Source organism: Kitasatospora acidiphila, from assembly GCF_006636205.1.
In the GTDB taxonomy this organism is placed as follows: domain Bacteria; phylum Actinomycetota; class Actinomycetes; order Streptomycetales; family Streptomycetaceae; genus Kitasatospora; species Kitasatospora acidiphila.
In genome coordinates this window covers 5,966,380-5,987,278 of the sequence record NZ_VIGB01000003.1, presented here as the reverse complement: position 1 = coordinate 5,987,278, position 20,899 = coordinate 5,966,380, and the positions used below count along the sequence as shown (strand labels likewise).

Below are 20,899 nucleotides of genomic sequence, written 5' to 3'. Positions count from 1 at the left end.
GGGGGACGAGTGCGGGCGGTCGGACGTTGAGAGTTGTCACAGTCGAGTCGAGAGGGACACAGCAGTCATGACCGATTCCACCCGAACCGCGGGCCCGGCCGACAACGTGCCGGGGCGCCGCCGCCAGCGGTTCGCCGGCATCTCCACCCGCGCCTGGGAGCACCCCGCCGACCGGTCCGCACTGGTCGCCCTGCGCAAGCTGACCGGGTTCGACGATGTGCTGAAGAAGCTGGCCGGCCTGGTCTCCGAGCGCAGCGTGCGGCTGATGTTCCTGGCCACCGCGGTGAAGACCTCCGAGCGGCAGTACCCCGAGCTGTACAACATGGTCCGGGACGCGGCCTACGTGCTGGACCTGGAGCGGGTTCCCGAGCTCTACGTGACCCAGGACCCCAAGGTCAACGCGATGTGCATCGGGATGGACGCCCCGGTGATCGTGGTGACCACCGGCCTGGTGGAGCTGCTGGACGAGGAGGAGCTGCGGGCCGTGATCGGCCACGAGGTCGGGCACGCGATGTCCGGCCACGCGGTCTACCGGACCATGCTGCTGATCCTCACCAACCTGGCCACCCGGGTCGGCTGGGTGCCGCTCGGCAACCTGGCGATCATGGCCCTGGTGACGGCCCTCAAGGAGTGGTTCCGCAAGGCCGAACTCTCTTGCGACCGGGCCGGTTTGCTGGCCGGTCAGGACCCGCAGGCCTCGATGCGCGGGCTGATGAAGCTGGCCGGCGGCCACAACCTGGGCGAGATGAACGTGGACGCCTTCCTGGAGCAGGCCGAGGAGTACGAGAAGGCCGGCGACCTGCGCGACGGCGTGCTGAAGCTGCTCCAGGTGCTGCCGCAGTCCCACCCGTTCGCGGTGGTCCGGGTGGCCAAGCTGAAGCAGTGGTCGGAGAGCGACGAGTACCGCTCGATACTCGCCGGCGCCTACCCGCGCCGCGCCGACGACCCGCAGGCCAAGGTCAGCGACCAGTGGAAGGCCGCGGCCGACTCCTACGGCAAGTCCCTCAAGGACAGCAAGGACCCGCTCTTCACCCTGATCCGCGACTTCGCCGACGGCGCGGGCTCGGTGGGCAGCAAGCTGAAGGACACCTTCACCGGCGCCAAGGGCAACGGCCAGAAGTCCGACGAGTCCTAGCCGTGCCGATGCCGGTTCCGCCCCTGCCGGATGAACTCCTCAGGCGGCGGAACCGGCGTTCTCCCCACCCGGAGTTGACGAATCACCCCGGCCGCGCGGCGGGCCGATATTCGGGTGGTTCCGGATCAACCCAGCGGGCCGCCCATGACCGCGCAGCTCTGCCACGCGGGGTGCGAGCGGTCGCCCGGGTCGATCGTGCCGGGGTGGGCGGTGAGCGGGCCGGTGCCGCCGGCGGCCAGCGGCTGGAAGTACTCGAACTGCGCGGCGTCGCAGGCACTCGGGCCGGCCTGCTGGACGGTGTCGACCACCCGCAGCTGGCCGTTCACCAGGTCGGTGCGGTCCAGGTCGAAGCGGACCTCGCGGCGGATCGAGTAGAGGGTCACCGGGCCGTTCACCGTCGCCCCGGCCGGGCGGAGCGCGTAGACCAGGGTGTGGTCGGCGGTCAGCTCCAGGGTCGAGGCGTCCAGCTCGCGCACCGTCACGGTACCGGCCACCTTGACCGTGTCGCTGGCCAGCGACACCTTCATCGGGTCGAACCGGACCATCCAGCCGGTCAGCGTGTGGTGCTGGTCGTCGCCGGGGTTCGCGGCGCTCTGGTCGAACTGACCCTGCTCACCCGGCGTCACCAGGGCCCGCACCGGGGCCGTCGCGCCCTGGGCCAGCACCGCCGGGGAGACCTCGGAGGCCACCAGGTAGCGGCGCACGGTGTCCACCGCGGTGCCCACCTGGGCCTGGGTGAAGTCCGCCGTGCTGGTGCGGGCGGCAGGCAGGCCGAAGCCCGCGCTGCCGTCCGCGTAGCCCGCCGCGGCCGCGAGGTTGGCGAACGGGCTGCTCGGGTCGACGGTCGGCACGCCGCCGGAGGCCGGGGTGAGCGCGGTCAGCTCATTGGTGAGCTGGCTGCCGCCGACGCCGGCGATGTCGCGGTGCGGGGCGGTGAGCCCGAAGTACACGGCCGCTCCGAAGGCCACCACGATGAGCAGCAGCAGGATCAGCGCCTGCCGGGGCAGCGAACCGAGCAGCCCGAATCCCGTCTTGCGCCGGATCCCGCGCGGGGCGCCGCCGAGGCGCTCCATGGCGGACAGCTCGGTGATCCGGGCAGCCCGGACGAACGACTCGTCGAAGACGACGGATCGGTATTCGTCATCGCTTCCGGAACCGCCCTCGGGCACACCCTCCGGAGGCTCACCCGGGTCACCCATGAATCCAGGGTAGAGCGCGCGACGGCCCCGGAACGAGGCCCCGGCAGCACCTTTCGCGGGCGATCGGCCTGGTCACCCGGCCGGCTGCGGAGCGGCCGAGCCGACCGGGTCGGCCCGGGCCGCGGTCGGTGCCGGAGTGGCCGGGCCGCTGGTGCCGATCAGCGGCCTGCGCCCCGGGGAGTTGCCGGCGCCGCGGTACACGGCGGCCACCGCGACCGCCACCAGGCTGACCCCCATGACGATCACCAGCACCCAGGCCAGCGGACGGTGCCAGCGCTGCTGGGCTATCTGGCCGCGGCTGGCCGAACGCGCCCCGTAGCCGGGCCAGCGGACGGCCCTGCGGCGGCCCAGGCCCAGGCCGGAACCGACCCAGGGATCGGTGTAGATCCGGTCGTCGTCGCTGCCGGGGTGCGGGCGCAGCTCCAGCGGCAGGCCGTCGAAGAGCTCGCCGCCCGGCTCGCGGACCCGGCCGGCGCCCGCGGGCTCCTCGTTGCGGGCCTCGGCGGCGGCCAGCTGCCGCTCTCTGGCACTCGGCTCGTGCACGGCGGCGGAACGGATGAAAGCCTCGTCAAGGACCACGGTGGCGAACTCGTCGTCCGCGTCACCGTGGTCAGCGCCGTCGGAGTACGGCGAGCCCCCAAGTCCTCAGCCACGGACTCAGCGTATTACCGGGCGCGTGATTTGTCTGTGGCTCCCGGCACTTGGGCTTCGACAAGCACCGCCGGTCAGCCGCCGACGGTCTGCCGGGCCTCGCCGCGCACGTGTCCGTCACCAGTGACGATGTACTTGGTGGAGGTCAGCTCCGGCAGCCCCATCGGGCCGCGGGCGTGCAGCTTCTGGGTGGAGATGCCGATCTCCGCGCCGAAGCCGAACTCACCCCCGTCGGTGAACCGGGTGGAGGCGTTGACCGCGACGGTGGTCGAGTCCACCAGCTGGGTGAAGCGGCGGGCGGCCGCCTGCGAGGTGGTGACGATCGCCTCGGTGTGGCCGGAGGACCACTGGCGGATGTGCTCCACCGCGGCCTCCAGCGAGGGCACCACGGCGGCGGCCAGGTCCAGGGAGAGGTACTCCGCGCCCCAGTCCTCGTCGGTGGCCGGCACCACGGTGGCGGGCGAGCCGGCGGCCAGCTCGAGCACCGCGTCGTCGCCGTGCACCGTCACCCCGGCTTCGGCCAGCGCGGCCAGCGCGAGCGGCAGGAACTCCTGAGCAACGTCCTGGTGCACCAGCAGCGTCTCGGCGGCGTTGCAGACGCTCACCCGCTGCGCCTTGGAGTTGAGCAGGATGCCGACCGCCATCGCCAGGTCGGTCCGCGCGTCCACGTAGACGTGGCAGTTGCCGGTGCCGGTCTCGATCACCGGCACGGTGGAGCCCTCCACCACCGTCCTGATCAGCGAGGCGCCGCCGCGCGGGATCAGCACGTCCACCAGGCCGCGGGCCCGCATCAGCTCGGTCACCGAGTCCCGGCTCTCCCCCGGCACCAGCTGCACCGCGTCGGCCGGCAGCCCGGCCGCCTCGACGGCCTCGCGGACCACGGCGACCAGGGCGGCGTTGGAGCGGTAGGCGGAGGCCGAACCACGCAGCAGCACCGCGTTGCCCGACTTCAGGCAGAGCGCGGCCGCGTCCACGGTGACATTGGGCCGGGCCTCGTAGATGATGCCGACCACGCCCAGCGGCACCCGGACCTGGCGCACGTCCAGCCCGTTCGGCAGGGTGTAGCCGCGCACCACCTCGCCGACCGGATCGGGCAGTCCGGCGACCCTGCGCACATCGGCGGCGATCGCGGCGATCCGCTCCTCGGTCAGGGTGAGCCGGTCGACCACCGACTCGGCGGTGCCGGCCTCCCGGGCCCGGGCGACGTCCTCGGCGTTGGCGGCGGTGATCTCCGCGCCGCGCGCCTGGAGTGCGTCGGCGACCGCCAGCAGCGCGGCGTCCTTGGCCGAACGCGGCAGCGGGGCGAGTGCGGCCGCGGCGGTCCGGGCGCGGCGCGCGGCGGCGAGGACGGGGCTGTCGATGCTCATGCCCGAAGCCTAACGACTGCCGCGCGGCCGCCCGGGAGCCTTTCCACTCGTTGAGACGACCGGTCAGTACGGGTGCACCCCGCCGAGCTGCGGCATGGGCTCACCGAAGCCCTCGGCGATCCGCTGGTGGTAGGTGGCCCGGTCGATCACCTCCAGGCCGACGATCTCCCAGGCCGGCAGCCTGGCACTGGTCCGGTGCTCGCCCCACAGCCGCAGTGCGATGGCCGCCGCGTCATGCAGGTCGCGGGCCTCCTCCCAGTAGCGGATCTCCGCGTGGTCGGCCGCATAGCGGGCCGTCAGGAAGAACGAGTGGTCGTGCGCCAACCGTTCCAGCCCGGCCTTCAGCTCCGTCAGCGGGGTCACCGCACCGGCCAGACTCAGCACCACGTGCCACAGCCGCCCGGCCTCCGGTTGGTCCGGCACCTCGTGGTGCGGGTGCAGCTGCCGGACGATGCCGCCCGGCACCTGCGCACGCGCTTGGTCGCGCCTGAGTCTCACCGCGGCCTCCTGTTCGACGCTGGTCCGGAACCGGACCGGCGTCGGCCCGGACGGGCCGTCAGCCGACGGACCGTCAGCCGCGCAGCACCACCAAGTCGTCCCGGTGGATGACCTCGCGCTCATAGGCGGCGCCCAACTCCTGAGCCAGGTCCCGGGTCGACCGTCCGAGCAGGCGCGGCAGCTCCCTCGCATCAAAGTTGACCAGGCCACGGGCCACGATGTGGCCGTTTTCGGCAAGAAGGTCCACCGGATCCCCGGCGGCGAAGTCTCCGTCCACCTTGGTCACCCCGGCCGGCAGCAGCGACTTGCCGCCCTCCACCACGGCCCGCACCGCGCCCTCGTCCAGGTGCAGCGCGCCGCGCGGGGTGCTGGCGTGGGCCAGCCAGAGCAGCCGGTCGGCGCTGCGCGAGCCGGTGCGGGTGAACAGGGTGCCGGTGGGGCGGCCGGCCAGCGCGTCGGCGGCGTGCCGGGCGGCGGTGAGCACCACCGGGATGCCCGCGCCGGTGGCGATCCGGGCCGCCTCCACCTTGGTCACCATGCCGCCGGTGCCGACCCCCGCCTTGCCTGCGCTGCCGATCTCGATGCCCGCCAGGTCCTGCGGGCCGTGCACCTCGGCGAGCCGCCGGGTGCCGGGGCGGCTCGGGTCGCCGTCGTAGAGGCCGTCCACGTCGGAGAGCAGGATCAGCAGGTCGGCCCGGACCAGGTGGGCGACCAGCGCGGCGAGCCGGTCGTTGTCGCCGAACTTGATCTCGGCGGTGGCCACCGTGTCGTTCTCGTTGACGATCGGCACCGCGCCCATCGCCAGCAGCTGGTCCAGGGTGCGGTAGGCGTTGCGGTAGTGCGCGCGGCGGCTGGCGTCCTCGGCGGTCAGCAGCACCTGGCCGACCCGGCGTCCGTAGCGGGCGAACGAGGCGGTGTAGCGGGCCACCAGCAGGCCCTGGCCGACGCTGGCGGCGGCCTGCTGGCGGGCCAGGTCCGAGGGGCGCTTGGCCAGGCCCAGCGGCGCCAGGCCGGCCGCGATCGCCCCGGAGGAGACCAGCACGATCTCCGGGGCGTCCGGCTCGCCGAGGCGCCGGGCCAGCGCGTCGACCAGCGCGTCCACCCGGTCGGCGTCCAGACCGCCGGCCGCGGTGGTGAGCGAGGAGGAGCCGACCTTGACCACGATCCGACGGGCCGTCAGCACGTCTTGGCGCAGTGTCTGCTCGCTCATCGCCCTACCTCGCTGCTGCTGATCGGCTCCGCTGTTTGCGGGCAATCTACGCGAAAACCCCAGCGGAGCCGTACAGCATTCCATGTCATGGACTAAGGAGGAGCAGGAGGTGGGACCGGTCCGGCTGTCAGTCCTCGTCGTCGTCGAGCTCGGCCGGGCGGCCCGAGGAGAGCGCCTCGAACGCGAGGTACTCGGCCTCGGCGGCGTCCCGGCCCTTCTGCCGGTCGCGGCGGCGGTCCACGGCCGGACGCTGGGTCTCGAAGCGGTGGTCCTCGCCGCGGCGGCCGAGCATCTCGGCACCGGCGGCCATGGTCGGCTCCCAGTCGAAGACCACGGCACTCTCGTCGGGGCCGATGATGACCGTGTCACCCTCGTGGGCGCCGGCCTTCCACAGGCCCTCTTCGACACCGAGCCGGGCCAGCCGGTCGGCGAGGTAGCCGACCGCCTCGTCGTTGCTGAAGTCGGTCTGCCGCACCCAGCGCTCCGGCTTGACACCGCGCACCCGGTAGGCGCCGTCCTCCTCGGTGACGGTGAAGCCCGCGTCGTCCACGGCCGCCGGACGCAGCACGATCCGGGTGGACTCCTGCACCGGCTTGGCGGCGCGCGCCTCGGCGACGATCCCGGCCATCGCGAAGCTCAGCTCGCGCAGGCCCTTGCGGGAGGCGGCGGAGACCTCGAACACCCGGTAGCCGCGCTCCTCCAGCGAGGCCCGGGTCAGGTCGGCGATGTCCTGGCCGTCCGGCACGTCCACCTTGTTGAGCGCGACCAGCCGCGGCCGGTCCTCCAGGCCGCCGTACTGGGCCAGCTCGGCCTCGATGGTCTCCAGGTCGGAGAGCGGGTCGCGACCGGGCTCCAGGGTGGCGCAGTCCAGCACGTGCACCAGCACGCTGCAGCGCTCCACGTGGCGCAGGAACTCCAGGCCCAGGCCCTTGCCCTGGCTGGCGCCCGGGATCAGGCCCGGCACGTCGGCGACGGTGTAGACGGTCTCGCCGGCGGTGACCACGCCCAGGTTCGGGACCAGGGTGGTGAACGGGTAGTCGGCGATCTTCGGCTTGGCGGCCGAGAGCACCGAGATCAGCGAGGACTTGCCGGCGCTGGGGTAGCCCACCAGGGCCACGTCGGCGACCGACTTGAGCTCCATGACGATGTCGCGGACCTCGCCCGGCTCGCCGAGCAGCGCGAAGCCGGGGGCCTTGCGGCGGGCCGAGGCCAGCGCCGCGTTGCCCAGGCCGCCGCGGCCGCCCGCCGCGGCGACGAAGGAGGTGCCGTGGCCGACCAGGTCGGCCAGCACGTTGCCCTTGCGGTCCAGCACCACCGTGCCGTCCGGCACCGGCAGCACCAGGTCCTCGCCGTTGGCGCCGGCCCGGTTGGCGCCCGCGCCCGGCTTGCCGTTGCCGGCCTTGCGGGAACGCGAGTGGTGGTAGTCCAGCAGGGTGGTGATCTGGGAGTCCACCACCAGGGTGACGCTGCCGCCCTCACCGCCGTTGCCGCCGTCCGGTCCGCCGAGCGGCTTGAACTTCTCCCGGTGCACGGAGGCGCAGCCGTGGCCTCCGTTACCCGCGGCGACGTGCAGTTCGACGCGGTCCACGAAGGTGGTCATGAGCGGTGCCTCCATTTGACGAACAGGCTGTGGAACAGGCTGTGGGAGAAAAAGCACGCAGGGTGGACCGGGGAACCCGATCCACCCTGCGTGGGATCCAGCGGAAGAGCTGGATCAGGCCTCGACGGCCACGATGTTGACGACCTTGCGGCCGCGACGGTTGCCGAACTGAACCGCACCGGCGGTCAGCGCGAACAGGGTGTCGTCGCCACCGCGACCGACGCCCGCGCCCGGGTGGAAGTGGGTGCCGCGCTGGCGGACCAGGATCTCGCCGGCGCTGACGACCTGGCCGCCGAAACGCTTGACGCCGAGGCGCTGGGCGTTCGAGTCACGGCCGTTACGGGTAGAGCTTGCGCCCTTCTTGTGTGCCATCTCGCTATCCCCTTACTTACTTCGCGGAGTCGATGCTCGTGATGCGGACGGCGGTGTGGCGCTGGCGGTGACCCTGGCGCCGACGGTAGCCGGTCTTGTTCTTGTAGCGGAGGATCGTGATCTTCTCGCCCTTGGTGTGGTCGACGACCTCGGCGTGGACCTTGATGCCGGCGAGGACCCACGGGTCGGAGGTGACGGCCTCACCGTCGACGACCAGGATGGTCGAGAGCTCCACCGAGTCACCCTGCTTGACGTCAACACGGTCGATCTCCAGCACGTCGCCCACGGCGACCTTGTGCTGGCGGCCGCCGGCGCGAACGATCGCGTACATGCGGTACCTGCTTTCCATACTCGGTTCGGAACTCTCCGATGCCAGCCGCCTGGGTACGGACACAGGGGCCTCCCCCGCACTTCCGATCGGACGAACGGGAGGTGAGATGCTCGGGAGCGTGGCGTAGACACGCCGAGGGTCAAGAATACGGACCAGCCGCCCCCGGGGCAAACCGGGCGCCGGACCGTCCGCGAACCGGGGCGGGCAACGGGCCCGCCCCGGTCACGGGCGTCACTCGGCCGCCGACTCACCTTCGGCGGCGGCCGCCTTCTTGGCCGCTGCGCTGGTCCGCTTGGTGGCGGTCTTGCGGGCGGTGGTCTTCTTCGCCGCCGCTGCCGTGGTCTTCTTGGCGGCGGTGGTCTTCTTGGCGGCCGTCTTCTTGGCAGCCGTCTTGCGGGCGGCGCGCTTCTTCGGGGCCGGGGCCTCCTCGGCAGCGGCCTCCTCGGCCTCAGCCTCGGCAACCGGAGCCTCGGCGGAGACGGCCTCGGCGGCCTGCTCCAGCTCCTCGGTCACCACCGGGGCGGCGGCGGCCAGGGCGGCCTCCACCACGGCCTCGGCACGCGACTGCAGCACCACGATCTCGCCGCTGGACGGCGCCCCGGCCGGCGCGGTGGCCTTGCGCACCGCGCGGCGGCGGGTGCGGCCGGCCGGCGCCGGGGCCGGGGCGATCTCGACCAGGCTGGGCTGCTCGGCGGCCTCGGGCTCCTGGGCCCGCTCGGCGGCGGGCTCCTCGGCCACGGGCGCCTCGACCTCGGCCGCGGGCTGCTCCTGCGGAGCCTCCTCGCGGGTGACGATCTCCAGCTCCTCGTGCTCGTGCTCGTGCGTCGGCTCGACAGCGGCAGCGGCCTCCTCGTGGGCGGCCCCGCCCTTGCCGCGGCGGCGGCGCTTGCCGGCACCGGCCTCGCCCGCGGTACCGACCGCACCGCCACCGCCGCCGACCGAGGTCGGCTGCTCCATGTGCACGATCACACCGCGACCGTTGCAGTGCACGCAGGCCTCGGAGAACGACTCCAGCAGACCCTGGCCGACCCGCTTGCGGGTCATCTGCACCAGGCCCAGCGAGGTGACCTCGGCCACCTGGTGCTTGGTCCGGTCCCGGCCCAGGCACTCGAGGAGCCGGCGCAGCACCAGGTCGCGGTTGGACTCCAGCACCATGTCGATGAAGTCGATCACGATGATGCCGCCGAGGTCGCGCAGCCGCAGCTGGCGGACGATCTCCTCGGCCGCCTCGATGTTGTTGCGGGTGACGGTCTCCTCGAGGTTGCCGCCTTGGCCGACGAACTTGCCGGTGTTGACGTCGACGACGACCATCGCCTCGGTCCGGTCGATCACCAGCGAACCGCCGCTTGGCAGCCAGACCTTGCGGTCCAGCGCCTTCATCAGCTGCTCGTCGATCCGGTAGGTGGCGAACACGTCCACGTCGCTGGTCCAGCGCTGCAGCCGCTCGGCCAGGTCCGGAGCCACCGAGCTGACGTACTCGTGGATGGTGTTCCACGCCTCGGCACCGGAGACGATGACCTTGGTGAAGTCCTCGTTGAAGATGTCGCGGACCACCCGGACGGTCATGTCCGGCTCGCCGTACAGCAGGGTCGGCGCGTTGCCGGAGGCCGCCTTCTTCTGGATCTCCTCCCACTGCGACTGCAGCCGCTGCACGTCGCGGGTGAGCTCCTCCTCGCTGGCGCCCTCGGCGGCGGTGCGCACGATCACGCCCGCGTCGTCCGGCACGATCTTCTTGAGGATCTGCTTCAGCCGGGCTCGCTCGTTCTCGGGCAGCTTGCGGCTGATGCCGGTCATCGAGCCCTCGGGCACGTAGACCAGGTAGCGGCCGGGCAGCGAGATCTGGCTGGTCAGGCGGGCGCCCTTGTGGCCGATCGGGTCCTTGGAGACCTGCACCAGCACGGACTGGCCCGACTTCAGCACCGACTCGATCCGGCGCGGACCGCTGTGCCCGAGCTGACCGAAGTTCACCTCACCGGCGTAGAGCACTGCGTTGCGGCCCTTGCCGATGTCGACGAAGGCGGCCTCCATCGACGGCAGCACGTTCTGGACCTTGCCCAGGTAGACGTTGCCGACGTACGAGGTGGCCTGCTCCTTGTTGACGTAGTGCTCGACCAGCACGCCGTCCTCCAGCACGCCGATCTGGGTGCGCTGGCCGTTCTGACGGACCACCATGACCCGCTCGACCGACTCCCGGCGGGCCAGGAACTCGGCCTCGGTGATGATCGGCACCCGGCGGCGGCCCAGCTCGCGGCCCTCGCGGCGGCGCTGCTTCTTGGCCTCCAGGCGGGTCGAGCCCTTGATCGACTGCACCTCGTCCGGGTCGAAGGCCGGCTCGGTGGAGCGGCGGCGCGGCTCGCGCACCTTCACGACCGTGCGGACACCGTCCTCGCTGGTCTCCGCCGGCTCGGCGACGGCCTCACCGCTGCGGCGGCGACGGCGGCGACGGCGGCGCGACGAGGCCAGGCCACCGGCCAGGTCGTCGCCCTCCTCGTCCTCGCCCAGCTCCTCGGCCTCGGCCTCGGCCTCGGCGGACTCGGTCACCGGGGCCTCGGCCTCGACCTCCTCGGCCTCGCCACGGCGACGGCGGCGGCCACCACGACGACGACGGCGGGAGGACGGACGGTCCTCCTCCCAAGCGGCCTCCTGCTCGGGGCCGGCGGCGGGCGCCTCCTCGACGGCAGCGGGCGCCTCGGCGGCCGGCGCCTCGACGACCGGGGCCGGGGCAGGGGCAGGGGCAGGGCAGGGGCCGCCGGGGCAGCGGCCGGACGGCTCACCCGGACCGCGGAGCGGACCCGGCGACGGCGGCCGACACCGCTGTACTCGTACTCGTCCTCCTCCGAGCGGGCGGCCTTCGGCTCGGCGGCGCGCTTCTTCGGGGCCGGGGCCTCCTCGGCAGCGGCCTTCGGCTCGGCGGGGGCGGCGGCGGGCTCCTGGAAGACCGGGGCCTGGAAGATCGCGGTGGCCGGGCGGACGGCGCGGCGGCGGGTGCGGTGGGGCTCGGCGGCCGGCTGCTCGGGCTCGGCGGCGGGCTGCGCCGGGGCGGCCTCCTCGGCGGCCTCCTCGGGCTCCTCGACCTCGGGCTCCTCGACGACGACCTCCACGACCGGTGCGGTGGCGGTCTGCGGCGCCTCGGCACGCTTGCGGGTGCGGCGCGCCCGGACCGGCTTCTCCTCGGCCGCTGGGGCACCTCCCGGCCGTCAGGCTGGGGGCGTTCGGCCGGGGCGGCAGCGGGCTCGGCGACGGCCTCAGCGGCAGCCGGCGCACCGGCGGGCGCCTCAGCACGCTTGCGGGTGCGACGCGCCCGGACCGGCTTCTCCTCGGCCACCGGCTCGGCCGGGGCGGCAGCGGGCTCGGCGACGGCCTCAGCGGCAGCCGGCGCACCGGCGGGCGCCTCAGCACGCTTGCGGGTGCGACGCGCCCGGACCGGCTTCTCCTCGGCCACCGGCTCGGCCGGGGCGGCAGCAGCCGCCGGGGTGGAAGCCTCGACCGGAATCACGGTCTCGGTGGTCTCGGCCGCGCCCTGCGGGGCACCGGCCGGGCGGGACACCGCGCGGCGGCGCCGGCGCGGCGGAGCGGCATCGCCGACCGGTTCACCGGTCGGAGTCTGCGCGTCAGTGTTCTCGTTCTCAGGCATGCGGGTGGATCTCCCGTCAGGCCCCCGGGCTCCACATCCGGGCACGGGCACCGGTGGCCGGCCGCGGGCGCTCGGCGCCCGGGCCGACTCTCCACGGCGCCGACATGCGGACGCGAAGCCGCACAGGGGCTCGTAGTCTCGCTCGGCGCCCCGCACGATGCGGGGTGTCGAAAGTCTTCTGGTCCGACCAGCGTTCTCAGGTTTTCCCAAGCTGCGCAGCCCCACAACCCAGGGTGGCTCCCGGGGCGGGCCTCGCCGGCCCGAGGGCGGCGCGGTTCTCCTGGGGCCTCCGACCCGGTGGTTGGGTCGAGCGGCCACCGCAGGAGCGGCCAGTGCGCGACGACGCTCGCTCCCCTGGGGAGCCGCGGGGGCCCGGAGCGCGCGGGGCCGGTTGGTTACTCCGGCCCCCGGCTCCGCCCGCTAGGCGGACGCTGCGGCCTGCGGCTCGACGGCCGCCTCCGATGGGACGGCCGGGGCCGCAGCGCGGTCGAGCGCCAGCGGGTCGGTCACCGTGCCGGTCTCCTCATCGAGCGGCCCCTGCGCCAGCCTGGTCACCTCAGCGGGGACCGGCAGCGCCAGGTCGGCCGTCGCACGGAGACCGGACAAGACGTCGTCTGGTCGTACGGCGGGTGTGGCGTGTCGTACTACCAGGCGCAGTATCGCACAGGGTCGGCCGGTACGAACATCGGAGGTGACTGCGGATTCCCCGACCGGACCAAGTCCGACCTGCGCCGGGACCAGTTCCAGCCCGGCCACGGCACCGCGCGCGTCGAAGACCCGCACACCGTTCTTGGTCTTGCGTTCGACCTCGACGCTCTCCGCGCCCAGGAACAGCTCGATCGCCCGCCCGGCCGCCTCCTCGGAGACCTCCGGCAGCCGCAGCTCCCAGAGCGAGGCCTCCAGCCGCTCCGCGAAGTTCGGGGTGCGGACCTCGACCGCGGCCACGATGTCCAGGCCGATCGGCAGCGAATCGTCCAGCTGCGCGCGGAGCGCCTCCGGGTCCCGGACCTCGGCCAGGCCGATCTCCAGGTACTCGGCCTCACTGGCCACCCCGGTCGGCGCAGCGTTCGCGTAGGAGACCTTGGGGTGCGGGGTGAAGCCTGCCGAATACGCCATGGGCACGGCCGAGCGGCGCAGCGCCCGCTCGAACGCGCGCTGGAAGTCACGGTGGCTTGTGAAGCGCAGACGGCCCCGCTTCGTGTAGCGCAGGCGGATGCGCTGCACCGTCGGCGCGGGCGGCGGACCGTCTGGGGTGCGGCGTGCCAGGGTCGTTCAGTCCTTCGTGAGAAGCCTGGTCCCGGCCGGCCGGGCACGGTGCGCCGCGGCCGCTCGGAACGTACGTCAATGTCACAGGGTACGCGCTACCGGTCTGCCCGCCCAAAGCACCGACGATACGGCCGCGATACGGCGCTTTGGTCTCCTCTTCCCCGGCTTCACACAGAACTCACGAGGGAGGCGCTCATGCTCAAGGGCAAGTCCATCGCCAAGCGGGCAGCCGTCACGCTCGGTGCCACCTCGCTGGTCACGGCCGCGTTCCTCACCACCCCCGCCAACGCCGTGTCCGACGACAAGTACGGCGCCGCCGCGATCTGCGGCTCGGGCTACGCGCCGCTCGACGCGATCACCGTCCTCAACTCGTCGACCGTCTACCTCTCGTACAACGGTGCCTGGGACTGCGTGGTCACCATGCACAACAGCGGCACCTGGGGCTCGCCGACCCCCGAGACCAGCGCCTGGGTGGGCACCACACCCAACCCGCCGGCCTCGCAGACCGACTCGGGCAACTACTCGTACTACGCCGGCCCGGTCAAGGTGTACGCCCCGGGGCAGTGCATCTACTGGGGCGGCGGCGACTACTGGGGCCACTTCAGCGAGGGCCCGAACCACTGCGGCTGAGCCTCCCCACCCCAACGGAACGGCCCGTCGGATCTCCGACGGGCCGTTTCACCTCTCGGCTCCGGGCTGCATCAGCAGTGGAAGCCGCCGTTGCTGCTGTAGCTCGCCGCCTCGCCGAGCGTGTTCTCGGTGTAGGCCGACAGCTCGATGCAGTGCCCCTGGCCGTTCACCTTGACCGGGCCGGCGTAGTAGTAGAACTCGTTGGTGTTGTCCTGCGTGTCGACGATGTTGCTGCAGGTGCTGGGGGTGTCGCCGCCGCACTCCTTGATCGTGACGCTGGTGATCGTCTGGACGCCGTACAGGCCGCTGGCCTTGACGTTGACCGCGCAGTTGTAGCCCGTCGAGGAGTCCCAGAACAGGTGGACGGTGCTCCACGTCCCCCCTCCCCCGGACACCACGTTGTACGACGCGACCTCGCTGCCCGAGCAGCCCCAGCCGCTCGCCGACGCACTGCCGGCCGAGGCGACCGTCACCCCGCCCGCGGCGAGCGCGAGCGCCCCGGCAACGGCGAACTTCCGCATGAACGAACGCATGACCTTCTCCTCTACTCTGCGAACCCGGCTGAGCAGCCGTCACGTCGAGCGGAGAGTCTGGCCGCAGCAGGTATCGCCGACGTATCGTCAGCCGGCCGGTCAGCAGTGGTAGGGGCCGCCGCTGTAGGTCGCCTCCGCGTCGTAGTTCCAGGTGGAGGCGTCCAGCGTGATGCAGTGCCCCTGGCCGTAGACCCGGACCGGGCCGGCGTAGTAGTAGAAGTTCGCGTCCTGGACCTGCTCGTTGACGGTGCTGCCGCAGGTGCCGGGGGTGTCACCGGTGCACTCGCTGATCGCTACCCGGGTCTCGCCCAAAGTGCCGTACATGCTGCCGACCTTGACGTTGACCGCGCAGTTGTAACCCGTCGAGGAGTCCCAGAACAGGTGCACGTAGCTGTACACCGTGCCATTGCCGAGCTGGACCGGGTACGTCGCCACCTCGGTGCCCGAGCAGCCCCACCCGCTCGCCGACGCACTGCCGGCCGTGGCCACCGTCACCCCGCCCGCGGCGAGCGCGAGCGCCGCGGCTACGGCGAACTTCCGTATGAACGAACGCATGGTCCTGTCCCCTCTCCGTACCCCGGCCGACCCATCGCCGTGCCGCGCGGAGAGTGTGGCGTCTCGCTGTATCGCCGCCGTATCGCCCCTCACACGGAGACCGGCGCCGCGCGGGCCGCCCAATCGGGTGACCCGCCCGGCGCCGGAAAGCCCGTGCCGGACGTCACTCAGGCTTGGCCGCCCTTCGCCTGGTCAGCGCCCTGGTTGACCACCGTCAGCGGCAGCAGCTTCTTGCCCGTCGGGCCGATTTGGATGGTGGTGTCCATCTGCGGGCATATCGACACAACCCGAAACTCATCCCTACGCTCTGTGCATGGGCAATCGCAGGGGGCGGGCGCGCTCCGCAGCAGCACGCGAGCAGTACTCCGTTGAGGCCGAGTGGACCGAGACCGATCTGAAGCTCCTGGCCGAGCTGAAGGCCGCCGAGTCTCTGTTGCCGAACGACGCGCCGCGAGCGCTGCTCTCGGTCCGGCTGTCTGTACTTACCGAGGACACGACCTCACCCGTCCGCCAGGAACTCGACCTGAGGATCCTGGCCAGGGAGCTCGGCCATCGGGTGATCGGCGTGGCGAGCGATCTCAACGTGTCCGCCACGAAGGTCCCGCCGTGGAAGCGGAAGCAGCTGGGCGACTGGCTCAACAACCGGGTGCCCGAGTTCGACGTCCTCATGTTCTGGAAGATGGACCGCTTCATCCGGCGACTCTCGGATCTCAGCACCATGATCGACTGGTGCCTGAAGTACGGGAAGAACCTCATCTCCAAGAACGACCCGATCGACCTCACCACGACGATCGGGAAGATCCTGGTCACCGTGATCGGTGGCTTGGCTGAGATCGAGGCCAGCAACACCAGCACCCGCGTCACCAACCTCTGGGACTACACCAAGACCCAGAGCGATTGGCTGGTGGGCAAGCCCACCTACGGCTACATGACCGACGAGGACGAGGCCGGGCACGTCGTCCTCTCTATTGATGACGATGCCCACAGGGCACTCCACTGGTGCAGGAGCGCGGCCCTTCGCGGCGTACCAGCGCGGCGGATGGCCGCGGTACTCAAGCGCGCCGGCCTGTGCGGGCCCGGACTGACCACCACCACACTGCTACGGCGGCTCAGGAATCCGGCTCTGCTCGGCTACCGGGTAGAAGAGGACAAGAGCACCGGTGCCCGTCGCTCGAAGCTCATCCTGGGCCTGGACGGTAGGCCGATTCGGGTCGCGCCCCCGATCTTCACTCAGGAGGAGTTCGACTCTCTGCAGGCCGCCTTGGATCGGCGGTCCATCAGCCAGCCGACACGCCAGCCAGGCGGTGCCACGAAGTTCCTCGGGGTACTCACATGCGCCGACTGCAACAGCAACATGCTGGTTCAGCGGACTACCAAGACCATCCCCGCTCAGCGTTCCACAGCCGATGAGGCTCATAACGCTGAGGCGGCAACAGGGGGAGCCACCGAGCAGGTCCGGAAGTACGCCTACCTCCGCTGCCAAAAGTGCAAGGGCGGCGGCCAGGGCGCGCCCAACCCTGACGTCATCTACGCCAAGCTCGTGCTCGACGTTCTGTCGGTGCTGGGAGACGAGCCAGTACAGATCAGGTCGTACGCGCAGGGGGCGGAGGCGCGCAAGGAGCAGAAGCGCCTTGAGGAAGCAATCGCCTACTACATGGAGGGGCTTGCCCCCGGCGGCCGATTCACCAAGACGCGCTTCACGCGGGACCAGGCCCAGGAGACCATGGACAAACTCATTGCCGACCTTGAGGCCATCGACCCCGAGACGACCAAGGACCGCTGGGTGAACGTCCACGACGGACAGACCTTCCGCGACCGCTGGGACGCCGGCGGTATGGAGGCCATGGCGGCAGATCTGCTCAGGGTGGGCATCAAGTGCGAGGTCACCCGGACGAAGATCCCGAGGCAGCGCGCCCCCAGGGTCCACCTGAAGCTGCTGATCCCCAAGGACGTCAGGCAGCGTCTGGTGATCAAGGAAGATGACTTCGAGAAGCCCCTGTGACGAATGTCCCCCGGCAACTGTCGGGGGACATTTTCATAGTGCTTCGGGCTCGTATGGTTCTTCGTTCCCATCGTCATCAACGATGACAATCTCACTGTCAATCACGAGCGGTCGACCGGCCGAGTCTCGTAGGTCAAGGCTGTTCAGCTCGGTGCCAAGAGCCATGGTCGTCGTGCCTCCTCTCGTCACGCGTCACGTTGCGGTTCACCGCGAGGTCTTCGGCGATCCCGGCAGCGATCAGTTGCTCTGCGGGGGTGTGGCCCTGGCCGACGTAGCGCCAGGTGGATTCGGTGACGGTCTCGGAGTCCCAGTCGGCGAAGAGCTGTTGGCCGCGGGTGTGGTCGGCGCGGGCGGCGCGGAGGTCGGTGTACGTGGCCGAGAAGGCGCGGGTCTTGGTGAGGCAGTGGCCGCGGTAGCCGAGCATGTGGGCCCAGGCGCGTAGGCGGAGTTGGTGGAGTTCGGGCAGGCTGCCGAGGCGCCAGGCGGTACCGATCAGGGCACGGACGTGTGGGGTGACGGGCAGGGTCTCAAAGTCGGCGAGGGAGTTGATGCGGTGGTCGACGGCGCCGGCGGATTCGACGCTCTTGCTCGTGTACTTGGCGATGTAGGCGGCAACGGCCTCATCGGTCAGGCGGCGACCGAGGTGGATGGTCAGCTCGTGGGCTTCCAGCTGGGTGCCGAAGCGAAGCGGGATGGTGCCGTAGGCGGCTGAGATGGGTGCTGTGAGGCTGACTGCCGCTGCCGCCGAGGGGACGGCGCCCAGCAGGGTGGAGCTGGTTGCCCAGGCCGGCGGGGAGCTGTCCGGTCCGGTCGGGCCGTCGAGGCGGATGACAGCATGGAAGTGGACGACGCCGCGCTTCTGGTACTCCGTCACCTTGGCAGCGGAGACGCGGAGCAGTTTCCGGACGGTGCTCCGGCCGACCCCGGCACGGGCGGCCAGGTGGTGGTAGAGGTTGTCCCGGAAGGCTTTCCAGAGTGCCGGGCCGTGTGCGTTCCACAGGATGTGGGCGGTGTAGTCGTAGCAGTCCGGGCAGAGCGGTTGCCCTACGGCCAGGTCTGATCCGTCGTGGAATCGCCCGCAGCCCTGCGGGGAGCCGTGCTGGCAGCGGCGGCGCCGAACCGGGTGGCAGGCGCCGGCCCGGTGGACGCTGCCGAAGGACGGGGCTGTGAGGGTGGCGAACAGCCGCGGGTGGGTTCGTACCTCGTCGGGGACACCTTTGCCGCCGACCAGGCCGGCGCGGACTAGGTGGAAGGTGTCCCCGGCGTGCTCGCGGGAGCAGGGTTGGCAGCGGCTGGCCCGGCGGTTGCGGCAGCGCACTGCGAGCCGGGAGCCGGGCTCGCCGTCGGTGGAGTAGGAGTGCAGTACCTCGCCGGTAGTCGCGTCGGTGGTCACGGACTGACCGGCGAGGTAGATCGGGGCGGCGCAGCCTCCAGTGGCGCGGATCTGGTCCAGCCACCGGTTCAGGCCGGGCTGTTGGCCCAGGCGGACGAGGTCGCGGTCGATGTCGGGTAGAGCCCGCAGCCGCGCCTCCTGGTCGAGGTAGGCGCGGCGGGCGGCGGGGTCGCGGTAGGGGTCGGCGGTCACCATGTTGGGCTTCTCGCTCAGGCCGTGTGGGTGAGGCCGGTGACGACCCAGACGACGACGGATCCGATCGGGTCGCCGAGGTGGGTTCGGGCGAGGTAGAAGCCGAACACGCTGGTGAGGATGACGTGCCAGGTGCGCAGTTCGCCGGAGCGGACCAGCAGGTAGATGACGATGCCGAGCAGGGCTACCAGGGAGATGCCGACGGTCACAGGTAGGTCCCTTCCTCTTCGTGCCACACGGGGGTGAGGTGGGCGTACTTCTTGGCCACCCGTCGGGCCTCTTCGGGGGTCACGTGGATCGAGCGAGTTCGCATCCAGCGGCCGTCCTCGCCGATGGTGACGGCGACGCCCCGTTCGGCCGTAGTGATCTGCTGGGCGGCAACCAGGGCTTCCTTGGAGAGATCGCCGAGTGCCATTTCCGCCGTACCGGGGTCGTTGACGCGGTGGCAGACGCGGCCGCCCAGTTGGGCACGGAGTGCGGTGACGCCGGGGCCGAGGTCCGAGCCGACCCGCTGTCCGGCGATGACGAGGTGGGCGTCCAGGGCGGCGCCGAGCTGTGCGATCCGCAGGAGGTTGGTGGAGATCTCCCCGACCTCGTTCTTCTCCTCCCGGGTGGCCATCAGGTACAGCTCGGCAACCTCGTCGACGATGATCACGATGGGCGGCCGACGGAGCTGCTTGGGCAGATCCTTGTTGGAGCGGACACCGGCCTTGCGGCACAGCACCATCCGGGTCTCAACCTCAGCGACCAGGCGGGCCAGCAACCGGCCGGCGGACGACCGATCCGGGGCCAGGGCGGAGAGCCGCGGTTCGAACAGCGAGAGTTCGAGGCCGCCCTTGAGGTCGATGCCGAACAGCGCGACTCGTTGCGGTGCGAGTTGCTTCACCAGAGCGGCGATCAGCGTGGACTTGCCGGACTGGGTGGCACCGACGACAAACCAGTGCGGCACGAGGTGCAAGTCGATCGCCCATACCGCGCCGTCCTCACGACGACCCACCACCGCGCGCAGCGGCTCATACTGCGTGACCCTGGGCACCTTGGGCGACGCCAAAGGATCCCAGGCGAGCGCGACCAGACGCACATGCCCGCGCCCGACGGGGACGATCCGCACCGCAAAGACGCGCCACGCGTGGGCGATGGCTTCGGTGAACCGGGCGAAGTCGTCGGGGACTTGCCCGGGGTGAAGGCGCGCAGTGGCTTCAAGGCCGCCCTGGCGCAGGCGCGGCAAGCTGCGTCGGGGCGGGATCGGCCGGAGCGGATCGCCCTTGAGGACGACGCTGCCGACCAGCAGTCGGGCCGGCCGCCGGGGCACGGCCAGGCCGATGGTCGTGGTGAGTCGGCGCCAGGTGGCCAGGATGCGGATCACCGACAGCGGGTAGCCGATCAGGCACCACCACGCGTCCGGACGGTTGCTGCGGAGTCCAGGCGCGGCGATGGCCAGCGCGGCCACGGCCACCAGGAGCACCGCCCAGAGGATCTGAACTCCCATCAGGCTTCCTCCTGTTCGCCATTCTCGGCTTGCTCGTTCTTTGCGTCGGTCTCCAGGTCCCTGGCCAATCCGGCAGCCGTGTCCGCAAGGGTGGCGATGTGCGGGTAGAGCAGGCCGCTCGTGCGGTCCGACGCGAACGGGTCGATCTCGGGAGCCAGGTCGCCCAGCTCATCGAGGAGGAGGCGGAGCCGCACCCGGATGCGGCTGCTGTTCACGCGTCGCCGCCCTTACGGGAGGCGGGCACGGTGGTGGCCGGCGGGGTGACCGGCGGCGCGGGTGTGATCGAGTCCGCGCGGAACGACATCCCGTGCCGGTCGCCCATGGCCCAGGAGAAGGCCACCAGGCCGGTGACGGTGACTCGCACGCCCTCGGCGACGCCGACCGGTTCGCCGTTCACGCTGATCTCGATGATCGAGGCGCGGCGTCCCTCCTGACGGACCGCCACACCCACGGTGTAGACCGGGACACCCTCTCGGTTGGTCTTGACCTCACCGGTCTCCCTGTTGGCCAAGCGCACTTCCGGGGCCACGATGCAGGTCATCGTGCCGAGTCGGGTGATGTCCACGGGGATCGACTGCATGGGAGCACTCCTCGCTCATCCAAGGCAGCGCCTGACGTCTGTCGTCAAACGTACTTACCTTTGCTGAATCGATGGTGCACCTGCTTGACCCTGGATGCAAGGAGATTCATGCTTACGTTTAACGCATAGCGTCTAACGACAGATCGATGAAGCGCCCGAGCAGGGCAAACGATCACTCCAGACACCACACTCAAAACACCTGACACCACGACACTCACACCACGCGGGACACTCCCCGGCGCCCGCAGCCAAAGGGGTCGCA

The 20,899-nt window shown here is 71.3% G+C and carries 18 protein-coding genes and 2 pseudogenes; 3 read left to right on the top strand and 17 right to left on the bottom strand.

All coding sequences use genetic code 11. The features are described 5' to 3' along the window. Positions 1-67: 67 nt before the first annotated feature. The gene (locus tag E6W39_RS28325) at positions 68-1,135 is read left to right on the top strand and encodes a M48 family metallopeptidase (protein ID WP_141635907.1); all 1,068 of its coding nucleotides are present in this window, start codon (positions 68-70) and stop codon (positions 1,133-1,135) included. Between the two features lie 125 nt (positions 1,136-1,260). Here E6W39_RS28325 and E6W39_RS28320 read toward each other — a convergent pair whose 3' ends face one another. From E6W39_RS28320 to E6W39_RS28275, 10 genes and pseudogenes are all read right to left on the bottom strand, one after another. Beyond that, complete coding sequence (locus E6W39_RS28320) at positions 1,261-2,334, bottom strand: SCO2583 family membrane protein (RefSeq protein WP_141635906.1); 1,074 nt, start codon at positions 2,332-2,334, stop codon at positions 1,261-1,263. 72 nt (positions 2,335-2,406) lie between these two features. Then, positions 2,407-2,916: pseudogene (locus E6W39_RS28315) on the bottom strand (SCO2584 family spore wall biosynthesis protein); the annotation flags it as partial. A gap of 143 nt (positions 2,917-3,059) precedes the next feature. Further along, the gene (locus tag E6W39_RS28310) at positions 3,060-4,352 is read right to left on the bottom strand and encodes a glutamate-5-semialdehyde dehydrogenase (protein WP_141635905.1); all 1,293 of its coding nucleotides are present in this window, start codon (positions 4,350-4,352) and stop codon (positions 3,060-3,062) included. A gap of 63 nt (positions 4,353-4,415) precedes the next feature. Continuing rightward, positions 4,416-4,805, bottom strand: a complete 390-nt coding sequence (locus tag E6W39_RS28305; RefSeq protein WP_228718735.1) for a hypothetical protein — start codon at positions 4,803-4,805, stop codon at positions 4,416-4,418. 118 nt (positions 4,806-4,923) lie between these two features. After that, the gene (proB, locus tag E6W39_RS28300; protein ID WP_141635903.1) at positions 4,924-6,060 is read right to left on the bottom strand and encodes a glutamate 5-kinase; all 1,137 of its coding nucleotides are present in this window, start codon (positions 6,058-6,060) and stop codon (positions 4,924-4,926) included. 127 nt (positions 6,061-6,187) lie between these two features. Continuing rightward, positions 6,188-7,660, bottom strand: a complete 1,473-nt coding sequence (gene obgE, locus E6W39_RS28295) for a GTPase ObgE (RefSeq protein WP_141635902.1) — start codon at positions 7,658-7,660, stop codon at positions 6,188-6,190. Positions 7,661-7,774: 114 nt separating this feature from the next. Further along, a complete protein-coding gene (gene rpmA / locus E6W39_RS28290) occupies positions 7,775-8,032 on the bottom strand; it encodes a 50S ribosomal protein L27 (protein ID WP_030058248.1) in 258 nt (85 codons plus the stop codon). 16 nt (positions 8,033-8,048) lie between these two features. Further along, entirely contained in the window at positions 8,049-8,363 is a 315-nt protein-coding gene (gene rplU, locus E6W39_RS28285; RefSeq protein WP_141635901.1) for a 50S ribosomal protein L21, read from the bottom strand. 231 nt (positions 8,364-8,594) lie between these two features. Continuing rightward, positions 8,595-11,997, bottom strand: a pseudogene (locus E6W39_RS28280) (Rne/Rng family ribonuclease). A gap of 420 nt (positions 11,998-12,417) precedes the next feature. Continuing rightward, positions 12,418-13,221 carry a TIGR03936 family radical SAM-associated protein gene (locus E6W39_RS28275; RefSeq protein ID WP_141635900.1) on the bottom strand — a complete coding sequence of 268 codons (804 nt, stop codon included), beginning with the start codon at positions 13,219-13,221 and terminating at the stop codon, positions 12,418-12,420. A gap of 237 nt (positions 13,222-13,458) precedes the next feature. Here E6W39_RS28275 and E6W39_RS28270 point away from each other — a divergent pair, with 237 nt between their 5' ends. Next, the gene (locus tag E6W39_RS28270) at positions 13,459-13,893 is read left to right on the top strand and encodes a serine/threonine protein kinase (RefSeq protein WP_141635899.1); all 435 of its coding nucleotides are present in this window, start codon (positions 13,459-13,461) and stop codon (positions 13,891-13,893) included. A gap of 71 nt (positions 13,894-13,964) precedes the next feature. On the opposite strand, the gene E6W39_RS28265 is transcribed toward E6W39_RS28270, so the two are convergent. Further along, positions 13,965-14,426, bottom strand: coding sequence for a hypothetical protein (locus tag E6W39_RS28265; RefSeq protein ID WP_141635898.1), 462 nt, complete (start codon positions 14,424-14,426; stop codon positions 13,965-13,967). Positions 14,427-14,525: 99 nt separating this feature from the next. Next, positions 14,526-14,981 (bottom strand): hypothetical protein, encoded by a 456-nt coding sequence (locus E6W39_RS28260; protein ID WP_141635897.1) that lies wholly within the window; start codon positions 14,979-14,981, stop codon positions 14,526-14,528. 313 nt (positions 14,982-15,294) lie between these two features. Here E6W39_RS28260 and E6W39_RS28255 point away from each other — a divergent pair, with 313 nt between their 5' ends. Then, positions 15,295-16,983, top strand: a complete 1,689-nt coding sequence (locus tag E6W39_RS28255) for a recombinase family protein (RefSeq protein WP_141635896.1) — start codon at positions 15,295-15,297, stop codon at positions 16,981-16,983. 133 nt (positions 16,984-17,116) lie between these two features. Here the strand turns inward: E6W39_RS28255 and E6W39_RS28250 are convergent, their stop codons facing one another. The 5 genes from E6W39_RS28250 to E6W39_RS28230 are packed head-to-tail and all read right to left on the bottom strand — an operon-like array spanning position 17,117 to position 20,637. Further along, a complete protein-coding gene (locus tag E6W39_RS28250) occupies positions 17,117-18,571 on the bottom strand; it encodes an FAM166 family protein (RefSeq protein WP_228718391.1) in 1,455 nt (484 codons plus the stop codon). A gap of 14 nt (positions 18,572-18,585) precedes the next feature. Then, complete coding sequence (locus E6W39_RS28245) at positions 18,586-18,777, bottom strand: hypothetical protein (RefSeq protein WP_141635895.1); 192 nt, start codon at positions 18,775-18,777, stop codon at positions 18,586-18,588. Then, complete coding sequence (locus E6W39_RS28240) at positions 18,774-20,057, bottom strand: FtsK/SpoIIIE domain-containing protein (RefSeq protein WP_141635894.1); 1,284 nt, start codon at positions 20,055-20,057, stop codon at positions 18,774-18,776. Before E6W39_RS28240 ends, E6W39_RS28245 begins: the two co-directional genes overlap by 4 nt. Then, positions 20,057-20,272: a hypothetical protein gene (locus tag E6W39_RS28235; protein WP_141635893.1), complete on the bottom strand. Its 216-nt coding sequence runs from the start codon at positions 20,270-20,272 to the stop codon at positions 20,057-20,059. Before E6W39_RS28235 ends, E6W39_RS28240 begins: the two co-directional genes overlap by 1 nt. Then, positions 20,269-20,637, bottom strand: a complete 369-nt coding sequence (locus E6W39_RS28230) for an SCO3933 family regulatory protein (RefSeq protein ID WP_141635892.1) — start codon at positions 20,635-20,637, stop codon at positions 20,269-20,271. The genes E6W39_RS28235 and E6W39_RS28230 overlap by 4 nt, the downstream gene beginning before the upstream one ends. Positions 20,638-20,899 lie beyond the last annotated feature (262 nt).

Excerpts from the sequence above, each read along its gene's own strand:
- E6W39_RS28325 (WP_141635907.1), top strand. The coding sequence starts at position 68 with ATGACCGATTCCACCCGAACCGCGGGCCCGGCCGACAACGTGCCGGGG.
- E6W39_RS28320 (WP_141635906.1), bottom strand. The coding sequence starts at position 2,334 with ATGGGTGACCCGGGTGAGCCTCCGGAGGGTGTGCCCGAGGGCGGTTCC.
- E6W39_RS28310 (WP_141635905.1), bottom strand. The coding sequence starts at position 4,352 with ATGAGCATCGACAGCCCCGTCCTCGCCGCCGCGCGCCGCGCCCGGACC.
- proB (WP_141635903.1), bottom strand. The coding sequence starts at position 6,060 with ATGAGCGAGCAGACACTGCGCCAAGACGTGCTGACGGCCCGTCGGATC.
- obgE (WP_141635902.1), bottom strand. The coding sequence starts at position 7,660 with ATGACCACCTTCGTGGACCGCGTCGAACTGCACGTCGCCGCGGGTAAC.
- rpmA (WP_030058248.1), bottom strand. The coding sequence starts at position 8,032 with ATGGCACACAAGAAGGGCGCAAGCTCTACCCGTAACGGCCGTGACTCG.
- rplU (WP_141635901.1), bottom strand. The coding sequence starts at position 8,363 with ATGTACGCGATCGTTCGCGCCGGCGGCCGCCAGCACAAGGTCGCCGTG.
- E6W39_RS28270 (WP_141635899.1), top strand. The coding sequence starts at position 13,459 with ATGCTCAAGGGCAAGTCCATCGCCAAGCGGGCAGCCGTCACGCTCGGT.
- E6W39_RS28265 (WP_141635898.1), bottom strand. The coding sequence starts at position 14,426 with ATGCGTTCGTTCATGCGGAAGTTCGCCGTTGCCGGGGCGCTCGCGCTC.
- E6W39_RS28260 (WP_141635897.1), bottom strand. The coding sequence starts at position 14,981 with ATGCGTTCGTTCATACGGAAGTTCGCCGTAGCCGCGGCGCTCGCGCTC.
- E6W39_RS28255 (WP_141635896.1), top strand. The coding sequence starts at position 15,295 with ATGGGCAATCGCAGGGGGCGGGCGCGCTCCGCAGCAGCACGCGAGCAG.
- E6W39_RS28250 (WP_228718391.1), bottom strand. The coding sequence starts at position 18,571 with ATGGTGACCGCCGACCCCTACCGCGACCCCGCCGCCCGCCGCGCCTAC.
- E6W39_RS28240 (WP_141635894.1), bottom strand. The coding sequence starts at position 20,057 with ATGGGAGTTCAGATCCTCTGGGCGGTGCTCCTGGTGGCCGTGGCCGCG.
- E6W39_RS28230 (WP_141635892.1), bottom strand. The coding sequence starts at position 20,637 with ATGCAGTCGATCCCCGTGGACATCACCCGACTCGGCACGATGACCTGC.